Origin of the sequence: Citrobacter sp. JUb117, assembly GCF_024809055.1 — a bacterium.
Lineage (GTDB): Bacteria > Pseudomonadota > Gammaproteobacteria > Enterobacterales > Enterobacteriaceae > Citrobacter > Citrobacter gillenii.
This window is the reverse complement of record NZ_JANUFB010000001.1, coordinates 483,293-499,448: the sequence shown is the minus strand read 5'-3', so window position 1 is coordinate 499,448 and position 16,156 is coordinate 483,293. Positions and strand designations below refer to the sequence as shown.

Below are 16,156 nucleotides of genomic sequence, written 5' to 3'. Positions count from 1 at the left end.
TGCAGGTGTAGTTAAGGGTTTATCTCAGCTGTAAAAAAATGCCGGGTTTCCCCGGCACGATATTCAGAACGTTTTTGCCCACCACAGCCGCAATTTCATGCCCCAGTAACTGGTCCAGCCGCTGGTTGTGGAGACCACGCGGCCTTGCGACATCACTACCAGCGTCGGCGTAACGCTAACCTCCCAACTGCGGGAGAGCGTGCCATCGGCGTCGTTGATGACCGGAAAATCCACGCCTTTGCGCGCCAGCCAGCGAGACACTTCCGCTTCACTGCCGGAGCGTAACGCAATGGTCATCACGTTCTCGCCTTCCCGCTGCAACCGGGCAACGTCCGGTGTGGTGAAGCGGCAAACGCCACACCAGCTGGCCCAGAAATAGAGCAGAACAGGTTCTTGTTGACTGAGCGCCGCCAAGGTAACGGTTTCACCCTCCAGCGTCTGCAACGGCGTGCTGTCAAAAACGGTGGGGAGCGTGGGCGCTCGCCACGCATCCATCAGCAACATCGCGCCCGCAATCAGCACCAGTAAGATGAGCCCTTCGCGCAGCCAGCGGCGCAGTTTACTGAGCATTGGCCGCCGCCAGCTTTTCTTTGACCACAGCTTCCAGCGTTTCCCACGGTACGGCGCCTGGGATCAGTTCATCGCCGATGATCGTGGCAGGTGTACCGCGCACACCTACCAGCCGCGCCAGTTGCAGGTTGGTGCTCAGCGTTTCCATACTTTTATCATCCAATGTTACCGGGGTTGCCGCCGATTTTTCCTGTGCCTGTTTAATACTGGCAGCAGTATGGTAGCCTCTTTTCTGCATCAGTTTTTCATGTAACGCCTGGAACTGCTGCGGGTGCTCACGCCAGGTCATCAGTGCGGTGCGCGCCGACAGCACCGAGCTTTCACCTTTAAACGGCAGCGGTTTAATCACTACGGCTACGTCCGGGTACTTTTGCACAATTTTTTCCAGCATCGGATCCAGCTGCTTGCAGTACGGGCAGTTGTAATCGGTAAAGTTAATCAGCGTCAGTTTTGCCTGCTTCGCGCCAATGCGCGGACTGTCAGGATCGTTAAACAGCGCTTCCTGAATTAACGCTTCAATTTGCTTTTCCTGCTCCGGGGTAAACGGCGCGGGCTCTTGCGCCACACTGACGGCAGAAAACAGGGACAACAGCAGAACAATCAACAGTTTCATGGCGTGACTCCTTTAGCATCTACCAGCGTGTTTAACACCGCATCGCGGGTTAACAGCGTCGGCAACGCCTGGCCTTCCGGCATGCCGGGGCCATAAATTTGGTTAAACGGCACAGCAACCTGGCCGCGTTTTTTTAGAAATTCGGTAATTGCTTCAGAGGGCAGCGTCCAGTCACCGCGCAGTGCCACCACATCGGGCTGCTGCAGGGCGGCCTGCACGTGCTCTTTATTCAAGACGTTGAATTTGTTGACCTTACAGGTAATACACCAGTCGGCGGTCACATCGATGAAAACACGTTTATGCTGAGCCAGCGCATCCGTGATGGCCTGTTCGCTAAGCGGCTGCCAATTGACGCTCTCCTTGGCGGCACTTTGGCTGGTAAACCCCAGATGCGGGAGCAGCAACGTTGCCAGCCAGATGGCTGAACCGAGCATCATCACCCCGAGCAAACGCCGCAGGATAGTCATCCAGCGTCCCGGACGCGGTAAACGCAGTGCCAGACCCGGGCGCAGCGCCACCAGCAGCCACGGTAAACTCATTCCCAGCCCTAGAGCCAGAAACAGCCCCCACAGCGTGGGTAGTGAAGCCGTTAGCGCCACCGCCACCGCCGTACCCAGGAACGGCGCACTGCACGGCGTAGCAAGCAGCGTCGCAAACGCGCCCTGCCAGAAATGACCGGCCAGGCCATTGCCACCGTGGGTCGCCAGCGTAGTGGTCATCTTTGAAGGTAAACGAAATTCAAACAGCCCGAACAGGCTGGCACTGAACGTCAGCATCACCAGCACCATCACGCCGATAAACCACGGACTCTGGAACTGGATCCCCCAGCCGAGTGCCTGATTGGTCATCCGCAGCACCGTCATCAGCGCGGCCAACGCCATAAAGGAGACCACTATCCCGGCCACCGAAGCCAGAAACTGGCGGCGAACCTGGCGACGGTTTTTCTCCTCGACGAGTAAAATTGAACCCAGCTTCATCCCAAGAACCGGCAGCACGCAGGGCATCAGGTTGAGGATAAGCCCGCCCAGTAGCGCCATCAACACCACCTGCCACAGCGGGAGCGCCGCGCTTTCTGCTGCCGGCGCGTCACCAATGACAAGACGACTTTCCTGAGCAACACCGTTATCAGCCAGCACCAGCGTGAGCGATTTACCGCGCAGATCCGGCGCACCCTCACCCCAGCTGTCATGCACCGGGATCGTGGCGCGCAGCGTTTCACCCTCCACGCGCATTGTCGGCATGCCAAAGTCCGCCTCATCGACAGTATCCAGGTACAACCCCGGTGTAGACCAGCCGCCCTTACGCTGCGCCTCGACGACCAGTTCTCCGGCGCGCGCCCCGGCGTGCAGAGAATCCGTCAGACCACTGGCAAGTGGGATCTGCCCCATGGCCTGTGCATAGTCATGGGCAAAGGTGGCGTCCAGGACAGAAGGCGTCACAGAAAAGGGATAATCTGTCAGCAGACAAACGTTGCTACAGGTCGACAGCGTCAAAACGCCGTTCAGCGTAGCCGGTGACGTACCGCGCACCACCATCGGGAACGTCACCCGATCGTGATAGCCCTGGGTAGTAATGTTGGCGACTTCAAAACGCGCAGGCGTGGGCCAGAACCAGTCCACGGTTGGCATGGCGCCCTTCCAGGCAATAGACGGCGCGACGCCGCCCTCGCCCGGTGAGCGCCAGTAGGTTTTCCAGCCATCCTCCAGTTTGACGTCCAGCAGCAGCCTGGTTTCCCCCTCGGCGGACGTATCGGCACGCAGCCGCACACTGGCATGGTCATTCTCGGCTGAGCGCAGCCAGCCGATATCAGCCGCCCAGGATACGGGCAGCCATAGCAATAACAGACAGAGCAGCGCCTGCCTGAAAACAGTCATCATATTTTTTCTCCGTGAATAATTATCTAACAGTCAGCAACGGCTGCTCTGTCATTCACGGAAGACGCAAAACCTGAGATGAACCCGCAGAGTGGGCGGCGAGATAGCTCGCGGTGGGAAAAACGGCAGACGAAAAACCCGCACCGGCGCCAGTAGCGACAGAAGCAGGCAAAGCACCAGAATGGCACCTTCAAACAGCACCGGAGGCGAAGCCAGCAATGACTTCGCACTCAGTTCGCAAGGGGTCACGGGTGAGGCGTCATCAGCCTCTATTTGCGCGCTGGCAACAACGGTTGCGGCAGTGGTGTTCATCTGCAACGCGTGCAGACCCGCCATGCGCTGCGCAGTGCATACCATCACTACGACACATGCCAGGCACAGGAACCACCATCCCATCCGTTGACGTTTTGCCATTTTACCCTCACTGATTGACGCGGTTATCTTAGCTACTGGCGAGGTTTTGGCAACCTTTACGCTGTAAAGTTATGTCGGTGCAGGACATTCATTCGCCCTGCGTGTATGTCATGGAAACAAATAATCGCCACCGTAAAATATAACGAGGGAAATATTTCGCTATTTCCGATAACTCCAAAAAATCCACCCAGACATTTAAATACGTTATTAAAAAGCATCCATGCGTAAATCAAAGTAAGGAGCAGCGCATTATAAAATAAATGCTTTATTATAATGATGGCGTAATGGACATCGCGTTCATTATAAACATCTTTGTTTATAATATGTTATTTAGAGTATATGAAAATGAAAAAATATCTACTCCCGCTGATCGGGTTGCTGTTTACCGTGAGTGCTCAGGCCGCAACATTTACCGATGGAAAAGAATTTATCACGCTGGAAAAAGCCGTACCGTCAGCGCCTGCTGCACTGAAGTTTTTCTCCTTCTACTGCCCCTCTTGCTATCAATACGATGAGGTCCTGGAAGTTACTGATAATGTGAAAAAAGCCTTACCTGAGGATGTTAAACTCACCGAGTACCACGTCGACTTTTTAGGTCCTCTGGGAGCCGATATGACGCACGCCTGGTCTGTCGCCATGCTGTTAAATGTAGAAGATAAGGTTAAACCTTTACTTTTTGATGCCGTACAGAAGAAACAGTCGATTAAAACCGCTGATGATATTCGCAACGTGTTTATCCAGGCAGGCGTGAGCGCCAGCGATTATGATGCCGCATGGAATAGCTTTGCGGTGAAATCACTGACTGCCAAACAGCAAGAATTGGCCAAAGCCGTCGATTTGAAAGGCGTACCGGCTATCTTCATTAACGGCAAATATATGATTAACCCGAAAGGATTAAATTCCGATAACGTGAATGCCTTTGTGCAGAACTACGCAGAGACGGTCCGTTTTCTTATTACCAAATCCTGATCATTAATATTGCACGACGCACCACCAACAGAAACCATCTGCTACCGTTGGTGGTGCACAATGTCCGATTCATGCCGTCAGGCGCCACTGTTTTCCGTCCCTTTCATAGTTGGCATTCGCACTTTTCAGGATTACCCTAAACTTACGGTGATGCCTTTCCCGAGGGTATCCTTCTTCATGGGTTGATTCATACGAGATAACACTATGGAATTAAAGGATTATTACGCCATCATGGGCGTGAAACCGACGGACGATCTCAAAACCATCAAGACCGCCTATCGTCGACTCGCCCGCAAATACCATCCTGACGTCAGCAAAGAAACCGACGCCGAAGCGCGTTTTAAAGAGGTTGCTGAAGCCTGGGAAGTCTTAAGCGATGAACAACGTCGTGCCGAATACGATCAGTTGTGGCAGCACCGCAACGATCCGCAGTTCAGCCGTCAGTTCCAGCAAGGTGAAGATCAGAGCTACAACGCCGAAGATTTTGACGATATTTTCTCCTCCATTTTTGGTCAACACGCTCGCCAGTCGCAACAGCGCCACGCCCGTCGTGGGCACGATATCGAAATCGATGTGGCCGTGTTCCTCGAAGAAACCCTTGCTGAGCATAGCCGCACCATCAGTTACTCCCTACCGGTCTACAATGCGTTTGGCCTGGTAGAGCGAGAGATCCCCAAAACGCTGAATGTGAAAATTCCAGCAGGTGTAGGCAACGGCCAGCGCATCAGGCTGAAAGGCCAGGGCACGCCCGGTGAGAACGGTGGCCCGAACGGTGATTTGTGGCTGGTGATTCATATCGCGCCGCATCCGCTATTTGATATCGTCAATCAGGACCTGGAAATTGTCGTGCCCCTTGCCCCATGGGAAGCCGCACTGGGCACAAAAGTGACCGTGCCAACACTCACAGAGAGTATCCTGCTGACGATCCCACCTGGCAGCCAGGCCGGACAACGATTACGCATCAAGGGCAAAGGGCTGGTGAGTAAAAAACAGACCGGCGACCTGTACGCGGTGATCAAAATTGTGATGCCACCCAAACCTGACGACAACAGCGTCGCATTGTGGCAACAGCTAGCGGACGCGCAGAAGACCTTTGATCCACGCAAAGAGTGGGGGAAAGCATAATGGCTAACGTTACCGTCACTTTTACCATTACTGAGTTTTGCCTGCATACCGGCGTTTCCGCCGAGGAGCTGACTGAGATTGTCGGCCTGGGGATGATCGAACCCCGCGAAGATGAAAGCGCCCACTGGCAGTTTGACGATCGCGCATTAAGTGTCGTACGACGGGCTTTGCGTTTACGTCAGGAACTGGCGCTTGACTGGCCGGGGATAGCCGTTGCGCTCACGTTACTGGAAGAGAATGCGCAGTTGCGTCAGGAAAATCGCCTGCTGCGCCAGCGTTTGTCACGCTTTGTCACGCATTCATAACGTATTGAGATTAACGCCCGATTGATAACGTGAAATACCACGGGTAAGCGACGAATTCAGCGCTTACCCGTGTAGTCAGGATTTATCCGTCTTGCCGAACAGCAACGCCGTGTAGTGGGTGTTCACTTTGCCACTGCGTTTACCGTCTGTTCCAAAATATCGGTCATCCCGGCACAGACGCTCAGTGGTGTCGCAGAACAGACCGCCCTGGAAGGTAAAGGCCGTCGTGTCAAATTGTCCGGCCGCTGCCAGTTTATCACCCTGCTTCTTTCCGACATACTTCGTGGTCAGCGCCACCGACAAGCCGTGCTCATCCGCACAGATATATTTGTCGCACAGTACGCCCGCGACAGGGCTGTATGGTCCGGTCGTCGCGGCGTACGCGGGCAGTGACAGGATACCAACTGCCAGCAGGCTACCAATTTTTATCATCATACTCTCCCTATATTCTTCGCCTGACATGATTAATATTGTACACCAGAAAACATCTATAACCATGAGCTACAATTATATTACTTTTAGATAATCAGCTGCGCGCTTGATGACAATAATGTGCAAAGGTTTACTATAAACCTGTCTTTTTTAGCAGGGAATTAAAATGAACAAAACAAAAGGCGTAATGATTCTTCCCCTGACATTCGCCCTGTCGGCGTGTGCTTTAAATACGATAGTGCAAGTATAACTCGCCATCACACATTGGGTGAACCTGAATTTAAATAACGCACTCTGTTACCTGTAATTCACTTGCTAAATCATTAGCCAAAAATAGGCTTTATCCTTCTTATGCCTGATCGCCTCATGCTATTTATCGATGACATCCCTCCCCTGCATACAATGCAAATTACTGTGTACGTCAAATTTATTCAGGGATTACTATGAACAGAAAACGCTTACTGCTGATACCATTGTTTTTTAGTGTCGCAATTATCACCGCGTGTGACAATCAATCCTCAGAAAAAAACATCACCAGAGAACCCGAAGTTGGGATTATTACTCTGAAACCCTCTTCCGTTGATATTAAAAGTGAACTTCCGGGCAGGGCCGTATCGTTCGAAATTGCTGAGATCAGACCGCAGGTCAGCGGTATAATTATTAAGCGGGATTTTATTGAGGGTGATAAAGTCAGCAAAGGTGAATCGCTCTACCAAATTGATCCGGCGCCTCTGCAGGCAAAACTCGATGCGGCCAAAGGCGCTCTGGCAAAAGCGCTGTCCACTACCAATAATCTACGTTTAACATTCCAGCGCCAGTCAGCTTTATTAAAATCCAATTACGTCAGTCGTCAGGATTATGACACCACGCGTTCACAGCTTAATGAAGCTGACGCTAATGTTGCCGTCGCCAGAGCGGACGTCGAGCAGGCCGCCATTAACCTTCATTACGCCAATGTCACCTCGCCTATCGATGGCATTAGCGGCACGTCTTCCGTTACCGTTGGCGCACTGGTCACCGCGAATCAGGAAAGCGCGCTGGTCACCATTCAGCAATTAGACCCAATTTACGTCGATTTAACCCAGTCGGTGCAGGACTTCTTACGCCTGAAAGAAGAAAAATCCAGTGGAAAAATCGCCCAGGAAAAAGGCCAGATCCCGGTTGAATTGATGCTGGAAAATGGCAAACCCTACCGCTATACCGGGGCGCTGCAGTTTTCCGATCCCGCCGTCGATAAAGTCACTGGCTCCGTGACCCTGCGCGCCATCTTCCCGAATCCTGACGGCGAGATTTTACCCGGTATGTATGTTACGGCTTTACTGGATGAAGGTCGCCAGCAGAACGTTCTAATGGTTCCTCAGCAAGGGGTTACCCATAACGAGCAGGGAAAGGCGACTGCCCTGATCCTCGACCAGAAAAACAGGGTGCAACTGCGCGAAATCAACGCAGTAAAAGCTGTCGGTAACCAATGGTTAGTGACCGCAGGATTACGTCCCGGCGACCGGGTTATTGTTTCCGGATTACAACGAATCCGTCCGGGAATGAAAGCCCGGGTTCTCTCTTCGCCATCAAACAGCCCTGACACGGTAACCGAACAGTAATATTTCAGGTATTAAGGACACCTTCTTCATGGCTAACTTTTTTATTGAGCGCCCGGTTTTTGCCTGGGTGCTAGCGATTATTCTGATGTTTACCGGGGGGATCGCTATTATGAACCTGCCGATCGCCCAATATCCGCAAATAGCGCCCCCGACGATTACGATTAACGCCGCCTACCCTGGCGCAGACGCAAAGACCGTAGAAGACTCCGTCACTCAGGTGATTGAACAAAATATGAATGGTCTTGATGACCTGATGTACATGTCGTCCACCAGCGACGCGGCAGGCAATGCGTCAATTATCCTGACGTTTAAAACCGGCACATCACCCGATATTGCACAGGTTCAGGTGCAGAATAAACTGCAGTTGGCGATGCCCTCCTTGCCGCAGGAGGTTCAGCAACAAGGGGTCAGCGTGGATAAATCCAGTAGCAATATCTTAATGGTTGCCGGCTTTATCTCGGATAACAACAGCCTGAGCCAATATGATATTGCTGACTATGTTGCCTCAAACATTAAAGATCCTCTCAGTCGTACTGCCGGGGTGGGGAGCGTGCAATTATTCGGTTCACAATACGCCATGCGCATTTGGTTGGATCCGCAAAAACTCAACAAATATAGCCTCACACCGCAGGACGTTATTGCGCAAATTAAGATACAGAATAATCAGATATCGGGGGGACAACTGGGGGGGATGCCTCAGTCGGCAGACCAGCAGTTGAATGCGTCGATCGTTGTTCAGACTCGCCTGCAAAGTACCGATGAATTTGGCAAGATCTTTCTGAAAGTCCAGCAAGACGGTTCTCAGGTTCTGTTGCGTGACGTTGCGCGAATTGAGCTGGGGGCGGAAAATTATTCGACGGTCGCACGGTATAACGGCAAACCTGCCGCCGGGATCGCGATTAAGCTTGCCGCCGGCGCAAATGCCCTGGAAACATCCCAGGCGGTCAAAAAAGAGCTGGACAAATTATCGGCCTGGTTCCCGGCCAGCATGAAGACCGTTTACCCCTATGACACCACCCCGTTTATCAAGATTTCAATTCAGGGTGTTTTCCAAACATTGATCGAGGCAATTATCCTGGTCTTCCTCGTCATGTATCTATTTCTGCAAAATTTCCGCGCGACGCTTATCCCCACAATCGCAGTTCCCGTGGTTATTCTCGGCACATTTTCCATCTTGTCTGTCGCCGGTTTTACGATTAATACACTGACGATGTTTGGCATGGTGCTGGCAATAGGACTTTTAGTCGATGATGCCATCGTAGTGGTCGAGAACGTTGAGCGTATTATTTGCGAAGAAAAATTGCCGCCAAAAGCGGCAGCGCATAAAGCGATGAGCCAGTTGCAAAGAGCGCTGGTCGGTATTGCCGTGGTGTTATCTGCCGTATTTATGCCGATGGCCTTTATGAGCGGCGCGACAGGTGAAATCTTCCGTCAGTTTTCCATCACCTTGATCTCCTCTATGACGCTATCGGTATTCGTGGCGATGAGCCTGACACCCGCACTTTGCGCCACGCTGTTGAAACCCGCGCCTGAGGAGGAGAACACAAGAACACATTTTCTGTTCACCCATTTCAATCATTTCATGGAGAAGTGCACCCGGCACTACACGGACAGCACGCGTAAACTCTTGCGTTGCACAGGCCGTTATATGGTCATCTATTTGGTGATCGGGGCCGGCATGATTGGCTTGTTTTTACGCACCCCAACCTCCTTTTTACCTGAAGAAGATCAGGGGGTATTCATGACCACGGCACAATTGCCTTCAGGTTCAACGATGGTCAATACCCGCAAAGTCCTCGACGAAATAACAGATTACTACCTGACGAAAGAACGGAAAAATGTCGCGTCTGTTTTTACCGTTGGTGGATTTGGCTTCAGCGGCCAGGGGCAAAACAACGGGCTGGCCTTTATCAGCCTGAAGCCATGGTCAGAACGTGTTGGTGAAGAAAATGCAGTTACCGCCATTATTCAACGGGCAATGGTGGCTTTAAGCACCATTAATAATGCCGTGATTTATCCGTTCAATTTGCCTGCGGTAGCAGAACTGGGAACCGCTTCAGGGTTTGATATGGAGCTACTGGATAACGGTAATCTCGGACACGAAAAAATGATGCAGGCACGCAATCAGTTGCTGGAGCTGGCCAGTCAGTCATCCGGAGAGGTCGCCGGGGTGCGTCCTAACGGGCTGGAAGACACACCGATGTTCCATGTTAATGTTGACGCAAAAAAAGCTGAGGCCATGGGCGTTTCACTCGCGGATATTAATCAGACCCTCTCTACAGCGTTTGGTAGCCGCTATGTCAATGATTTCCTTAACCAGGGTCGCGTTAAAAAAGTGTATGTTCAGGCTGATACGCCGTTCCGTATGCTACCTGGCAATATAAACCACTGGTACGTGCGCAACGCCTCCGGCTCTATGACCCCGCTTTCCGCCTTCTCAACCACCGAATGGACCTATGGTTCACCCCGTCTTGAACGTTACAACGGGCAGCCTGCGATGGAAATTCTGGGACAGCCGGTTGCCGGGAAAAGCAGCGGTGATGCAATGAACTTTATGGCATCCCTGATGAATAAACTCCCTGCCGGCGTCGGCTACGCGTGGACGGGTCTGTCTTATCAAGAGGCGTTATCCACCAACCAGGCCCCCATGCTATATGCCATTTCGCTCGTGGTAGTCTTTCTTGCGCTGGCAGCACTGTATGAAAGCTGGTCCATTCCTTTTTCCGTGATGCTCGTAGTGCCCATTGGCATCGCCGGTGCGTTGCTGGCTACCGACCTGCGTGGTTTGAGCAATGATGTTTACTTCCAGGTCGGCCTGCTCACCACGATGGGACTGTCGGCTAAAAACGCCATTCTGATCGTTGAGTTTGCCGTCGAGATTATGCAAAAAGAAGGTAAAACACCGCTTGAGGCTGCCGTTGAGGCGGCGCAAATGCGTCTGCGCCCTATTCTGATGACCTCACTGGCCTTCATTTTAGGTGTAATTCCACTGGCTATAAGCAACGGCGCGGGTTCTGGTGCACAAAATGCCGTCGGTACCGGCGTAATCGGGGGCATGCTGGCGGCGACCGTACTGGCGATTTATTTTGTCCCGGTCTTCTTTGTGCTCGTTGAAAACACGTTAGCGCGATTTAAAACATCGCGCGGTTAATGCCTACGAAAACGCATCTCAACAGATGCGTTTTCGCATAGGGACACTCTACTTTTTCATTTCAACTTGCGAGATGGGATGAATGTTATTTGCAGATGTAAACGCAATACGTTTCAATCCCTCCAGCGCTTTTTCAAGGTATGTACGTGGGCAACCCAAGTTCAGGCGGATGAAACCATTGCCAGCCGAGCCAAAGCTATTTCCCATGGAAGGTGCAATACCGGCAACATCAACCATCACCCATTTGAGCTGGTCATCATCCAAGCCCAGTGCTTTACAATCTATCCATAATAGGTACGTTCCCTGGGCTGGGACAATTCTGGCCCATGGGAGATAATCATCAACCTGTTGACTAAACCATCGGCGATTTTCTGCCAGATACGCCAGTAACGCATCCAGCCAGGGCGCTCCATGTTGCCATGCTGCGGTGCTCGCCTCGATAGAAAGCGCATTGAAAACATCCAGCCCATGCGCATCCAGACGGCGTAAAAATTGCTCACGCAATACCGGGGCCGGAATAAGAAAATTTGCGACACGTAATGTTGATAAACCAAACGTTTTACTGGCAGACGTCGCTGATATTACTCGCGAATGCCAACGCTCTCCCAGATGTAAAACCGAGGTGAATCGCTCTCCTGGCAGCAACAAATCGGCCCATATTTCATCCGATAGCACCGTGACGTCATAAGTTTCACACAGCTGTAGAAGCTGTTCCAATTCCTGCGCAGACCAACAACGCCCGGTTGGATTGTGGGGATTACATAATATCATCAACGGAGGACGCTCAGTACGAAATAACGTTTCCAGATGGATGAGATCCATTTTGTAACCCGTTTCCGGATCTTCATATAATGGATTTTCCAGCAACCGTCGGTCATTGAGTGATATTATTTTAGAAAATGAACCATAATAAGGTCCCTGAACCACCACCCCTTCTCCCGGCTGACTCAACATTTGTACCAGTAACGATAACCCTGGAACCACGCCTTCAATACTGCAGATCCATTCTTGCTTCAGGTCCAGTTGATGCCGTGTCGCGAACCATGAAATTAGTGAGTCGTAGTACGTTTGCGGACGTTCGCTGTAGCCGAAAACACCGTGTTCGATTCGTTGAGTTAAGGCCAGCAGCACGGCATCGGGACAAGTAAAGTCAAAATCAGACACCCACATTGGCAGCAGTTCATTGGTCTCCTTACCAAAATAGCGCGCCATAAAATCCCATTTCAGTGAGCCTGTATTGTGGCGATCGATAATCTTATTAAAATCCATGGTCATCCCTTCCTATTCTGTAGCCGCAGTCGTCTTCTCTTTTCCAGGCATCGGGGATAGCCTGGCAATACCTATACCGGTGAAGCCATAAATTAAGGCAAAAAAGATGGCTGAATAACACTGAACAGCCCAAGGCAATAAATCCAGCGTGCTGACTCCTAACGTCGTTGCCATATAGACCCCGGCAGCGGTCCACGGTAACAAGGGCTCAATAACGGTACCCGCGTCTTCAATCGTCCTTGACAGATTTTTGGTATCCAGCCCCATACGTCGGTAGGCATCTTTAAACAGTTCAGCAGGAACCAGAAGCGCCAGTTTGCCATCACTAGTGGCACCGGTAACAAGAATAGTGGTTGCAATGGTCGCAGCAATTAACTGACCGACACTGTGAATAATCGTCAGTAAGCGGTTAATAATAATGTTGAGCGCACCGGTTAGCGTTAAAGCGCCGGCAAAAGAAAACGCACAAAATACAAGAAGGATGGTGCTCATCATTGAGAACATGCCACCACGATTTAGTAAGCGTGGAACATCAGCAATAATTCCCTCACTTCCTGCAGGGAACATAGCAATATTAAATCCATCTATAAACGCATCCAGGCCTTGCTTGATACTGAGCCCCTGCATCACGACACCCAGAATCAGGGCCAGTACGCATGCACTCAGCATTAAAGGGATCACCGGTTTTTTTCTAATTGCCCCCCACAGCACAATCACGGGCGGCAAAATCAGAATAATATTAAAGTGATACAGCGACTCCAGGGCGTTGACAATATCCGTGACACGTTGTGGTGTGGCAACATCGCCGAGCATACTGCTATGGCCAGCAATCAAATAAACTACAGCGGCCAGCAAGAAACTGGGGATGGTTGTCCACAACAAATGCTGAATATGCTCGAACAGCGTCGTTTCCGCTACAATCGCCGCAAAGTTGGTGGAATCAGACAGCGGCGATATTTTATCGCCAAAGTAAGCGCCAGAAACCACCGCACCGGCTGCCGCCGCCAGGGACACGTCCAGCCCAGAGGCCACCCCCATGAGCGCAACACCAACCGTTCCTGCTGAGCCCCATGATGTTCCGGTACATACGGACACTACGCTGGTCAAAAAAAATGCGGCGATCAGAATGTATTCAGGGCTGATTAATTTGAGCCCCCAGTACACCATATACGGAATAGTTCCACTGAACATCCATGTACCTATTAAGGCACCCACGCAGATCAATATCATGATGACTGGCATAGCTTTGGCAAGTTTATCCACCACCGAACTGATAATGTTTTCCCAGGTATATCCCTGCCACCACGCTATACCTGCGGCTACTGCAGCAGAACAAAGCAGCAAGGGTTCAATACGTAATCCCATGATGCCGTAACCAACGATCAGCAGCAGTAGCATGGCCGCAATGGGAATCAAGGCTAAACCAAATGAAAGTGTTTTTTTCTGATTATGAGAGGCATTCATAAATGGATCTCCTGTCTGTAGAGTCGCTCAAGAGTAGATGACACCCTTTACCCTGAATGTGATCGCTCATTCGTCACCATGTAAGCGATTACATGGAATAACGAAATTTGAAATAGATCACAATTTATACCCTTGACGACTTACTTATAGACCTGAAGAGGGAGAACTGAATCACGGATCACCAGTTCCGCCGTGAACTTGTTCATACCGGGCTGCGGGGTTACGCCCTTAAAAAGTTGAATCGCCAGTTGCGAAGCGTAGCGTGCCATCCGCTCAACCGGATAATGCATAGTGGTCAGCGCCGGATAGAGATAACGGGCCATGACCACATCGTCAAACCCGACGATAGACAGTTTCTGTGGCAGGGTAGTCCCCTGCTGATGAAGGATACGCATTATTCCGGCAGCCATCACATCGTTGAATGTCACCGCTGCCGTGAAAGGAATATCGCAGTTGAGAAGCTGATGCGCTGCGCGCTCCCCGCCTTCTTCGTTAAAAGGTACGCTAATCACCCAACTTTTATCGGGGGTAATGCCATACTCACTCAATGCCTGACGATACCCTTCCAGTCGTTCTCGGCGATCGATAATCGGTAAATCAGTGGTCACACAGGCGATACAACGGTGTCCTTGCTCCAGCAAATGCAGGGTGGCCATTTTAGCCGCCTGGCTGTTTTCCAGCCACACGCAACGATTAGCCATCCCGGCAATGTAGCGGTTCACAACCACCATGGCGGGGAAATGGGCGGCATAACGCAACAGTTCCTTTTCAGATAATCTACTGGCATGGACCACAATAGCTTCGCAACCTTGATTAATCAGAAAATCAAGCCCAGATTTTTCCATTCCTTCATCGTGCCCACCGCTGCAGACCATCAGACGAAATTGCTCTTTACGCGAGACCTCCTCCACACCACGCGCAAGACGCGCAAAAAAGGGATCGGCAAGATTACCCGTCAGTAATCCCAGCATGTCACCACTGCGCTTCGCCAGCGCAATCGCTGCGGCATTACGATGATAATTGAGTTCACGCATGGCCTTTTCAACACGTTCACGCGTTACCGGCTCAACCCATGCAGTTTGATTAATAACTCGTGAAACAGTTGCTGTTGAAACTTTCGCCAGCAATGCAACGTCCTTTATTGTCGCCATTTCATTTCCTAATTCTTATATTATGTATTTCACTGATAGCATTTATATTTACAGAGTTCACTAACTTATTTTTCCTATTAATATAGAAAATTACAGCGTTATTAAATCTATACAATGCCCAATTTTATTATCACCAAGTATTTTACCTTATATCATATTTTTCTGAAGCTGAGTAAAAAACGCCCCAACTTCAGAATGTTTTCAGGCCTGAATGAAGTGCAACAGATCGTTATTAATCACCTCGGCATGGGTAGTATGCATCCCATGCGGATAACCTGGATAAATCTTCAGAACGCTGTTAACGAGCAATTTATCCTGCAACAGCGCTGCATTTTTATAAGGGACGACCTGATCATCATCTCCTTGCATCACCAAAACGGGTAGCGTAATGGCTTTTAAATCATCGGTCTGATCGGTTTCAGAGAACGCCTTAATTCCTTCGTAGTGCGCTTTTGCACTCCCCATCATGCCCTGTCGCCACCAGTTTTGAAGAGTTCCATTGGATATCTCTGCCCCTTCCCGATTGAATCCATAAAAAGGCCCGGTTGCCACGTCAAGATAAAACTGCGCGCGATTGGCGGCAAGCGCCTGGCGGAATCCATCGAAAACGCTGAGCGGTGTCCCTCCCGGATTATTATCTGTCTTAACCATCAGCGGTGGCACGGCGCTGATCAGCACGGCTTTCGCCACGCGACCTTGCGGTTGTCCGTATTGAGCGACATATCTTGCCACCTGCCCCCCTCCCGTGGAATGACCAATATGCACGGCATTATGCAGGTCAAGATGCTCTACCACGGCCGACACATCTGCCGCATAGTGGTCCATATCATGACCGTCGCTCACCTGATCTGAACGTCCATGCCCGCGACGATCGATGGCGATAACACGATAACCGTGATTAAGGAAGAATAACATCTGGTTATCCCAGTCATCTGCGCTCAGCGGCCAGCCATGATGGAATACGATAGGTTGCGCATCTTTCGCACCCCAGTCTTTATAAAAAATGTTTACACCATCTTTTGTTTTTACAAATGACATAGTTGTATTTCCCTCGAGAGGATATTCCGCCTAAAGATCGTTGATACCACATTGATCGCGCAACGTCTTACCAGCATGTTACACATCAACGCGAATGAACCTGCGTAAGGCTTAGTGAGTATAGTTGCAAAAAAAGAAACCTATTAATTTTGGTTTTACTGGATATATAACGTATGCCAT

Annotated in this window: 14 protein-coding genes; 5 read left to right on the top strand and 9 right to left on the bottom strand. The window is 50.9% G+C overall.

Annotation, left to right across the window (positions count from 1 at the left end):
- Nucleotides 1-63 precede the first annotated feature (63 nt).
- From M2374_RS02345 to M2374_RS02330, 4 genes are read right to left on the bottom strand one after another with little or no spacing between them, the layout of a single operon-like run.
- Complete coding sequence (locus tag M2374_RS02345) at nucleotides 64-570, bottom strand: protein disulfide oxidoreductase (RefSeq protein ID WP_181688287.1); 507 nt, start codon at nucleotides 568-570, stop codon at nucleotides 64-66.
- Complete coding sequence (locus tag M2374_RS02340) at nucleotides 560-1,183, bottom strand: DsbA family protein (RefSeq protein WP_096757613.1); 624 nt, start codon at nucleotides 1,181-1,183, stop codon at nucleotides 560-562. The genes M2374_RS02345 and M2374_RS02340 overlap by 11 nt, the downstream gene beginning before the upstream one ends.
- Nucleotides 1,180-3,060, bottom strand: a complete 1,881-nt coding sequence (locus M2374_RS02335) for a protein-disulfide reductase DsbD domain-containing protein (RefSeq protein WP_181688288.1) — start codon at nucleotides 3,058-3,060, stop codon at nucleotides 1,180-1,182. The genes M2374_RS02340 and M2374_RS02335 overlap by 4 nt, the downstream gene beginning before the upstream one ends.
- Before the next feature lie 48 nt (nucleotides 3,061-3,108).
- Nucleotides 3,109-3,471 (bottom strand): copper resistance protein, encoded by a 363-nt coding sequence (locus M2374_RS02330; RefSeq protein ID WP_146717079.1) that lies wholly within the window; start codon nucleotides 3,469-3,471, stop codon nucleotides 3,109-3,111.
- A 345-nt stretch (nucleotides 3,472-3,816) separates the two neighbouring features.
- On the opposite strand from M2374_RS02330, the gene dsbA reads away from it, so the two are divergent.
- From dsbA to cbpM, 3 genes are all read left to right on the top strand, one after another.
- The gene (gene dsbA, locus M2374_RS02325; RefSeq protein ID WP_115258904.1) at nucleotides 3,817-4,440 is read left to right on the top strand and encodes a thiol:disulfide interchange protein DsbA; all 624 of its coding nucleotides are present in this window, start codon (nucleotides 3,817-3,819) and stop codon (nucleotides 4,438-4,440) included.
- Between the two features lie 204 nt (nucleotides 4,441-4,644).
- Entirely contained in the window at nucleotides 4,645-5,565 is a 921-nt protein-coding gene (cbpA, locus tag M2374_RS02320; RefSeq protein WP_181688289.1) for a curved DNA-binding protein, read from the top strand.
- On the top strand, nucleotides 5,565-5,870 hold the full coding sequence (cbpM, locus tag M2374_RS02315) for a chaperone modulator CbpM (protein WP_146717080.1): 306 nt from the start codon (nucleotides 5,565-5,567) through the stop codon (nucleotides 5,868-5,870). Before cbpA ends, cbpM begins: the two co-directional genes overlap by 1 nt.
- A 75-nt stretch (nucleotides 5,871-5,945) precedes the next feature.
- On the opposite strand, the gene M2374_RS02310 is transcribed toward cbpM, so the two are convergent.
- Nucleotides 5,946-6,305 carry a YcgJ family protein gene (locus tag M2374_RS02310; protein WP_181688290.1) on the bottom strand — a complete coding sequence of 120 codons (360 nt, stop codon included), beginning with the start codon at nucleotides 6,303-6,305 and terminating at the stop codon, nucleotides 5,946-5,948.
- A gap of 440 nt (nucleotides 6,306-6,745) precedes the next feature.
- Between M2374_RS02310 and M2374_RS02305 the strand changes: the two genes are divergently transcribed.
- Both M2374_RS02305 and M2374_RS02300 read left to right on the top strand, forming a co-directional pair.
- Entirely contained in the window at nucleotides 6,746-7,903 is a 1,158-nt protein-coding gene (locus M2374_RS02305; RefSeq protein ID WP_181688291.1) for an efflux RND transporter periplasmic adaptor subunit, read from the top strand.
- 28 nt (nucleotides 7,904-7,931) lie between these two features.
- Nucleotides 7,932-11,054, top strand: a complete 3,123-nt coding sequence (locus M2374_RS02300) for an efflux RND transporter permease subunit (RefSeq protein ID WP_181688292.1) — start codon at nucleotides 7,932-7,934, stop codon at nucleotides 11,052-11,054.
- Between the two features lie 48 nt (nucleotides 11,055-11,102).
- Here M2374_RS02300 and M2374_RS02295 read toward each other — a convergent pair whose 3' ends face one another.
- From M2374_RS02295 to M2374_RS02280, 4 genes are all read right to left on the bottom strand, one after another.
- Nucleotides 11,103-12,323 (bottom strand): MalY/PatB family protein, encoded by a 1,221-nt coding sequence (locus M2374_RS02295; RefSeq protein WP_153880190.1) that lies wholly within the window; start codon nucleotides 12,321-12,323, stop codon nucleotides 11,103-11,105.
- A gap of 12 nt (nucleotides 12,324-12,335) precedes the next feature.
- Nucleotides 12,336-13,787 (bottom strand): Na+/H+ antiporter NhaC, encoded by a 1,452-nt coding sequence (nhaC, locus tag M2374_RS02290; RefSeq protein ID WP_181517348.1) that lies wholly within the window; start codon nucleotides 13,785-13,787, stop codon nucleotides 12,336-12,338.
- Between the two features lie 140 nt (nucleotides 13,788-13,927).
- Nucleotides 13,928-14,938, bottom strand: a complete 1,011-nt coding sequence (locus M2374_RS02285) for a LacI family DNA-binding transcriptional regulator (RefSeq protein WP_135912277.1) — start codon at nucleotides 14,936-14,938, stop codon at nucleotides 13,928-13,930.
- Between the two features lie 201 nt (nucleotides 14,939-15,139).
- The gene (locus tag M2374_RS02280; protein WP_135912278.1) at nucleotides 15,140-15,976 is read right to left on the bottom strand and encodes an alpha/beta fold hydrolase; all 837 of its coding nucleotides are present in this window, start codon (nucleotides 15,974-15,976) and stop codon (nucleotides 15,140-15,142) included.
- Nucleotides 15,977-16,156: the final 180 nt, after the last annotated feature.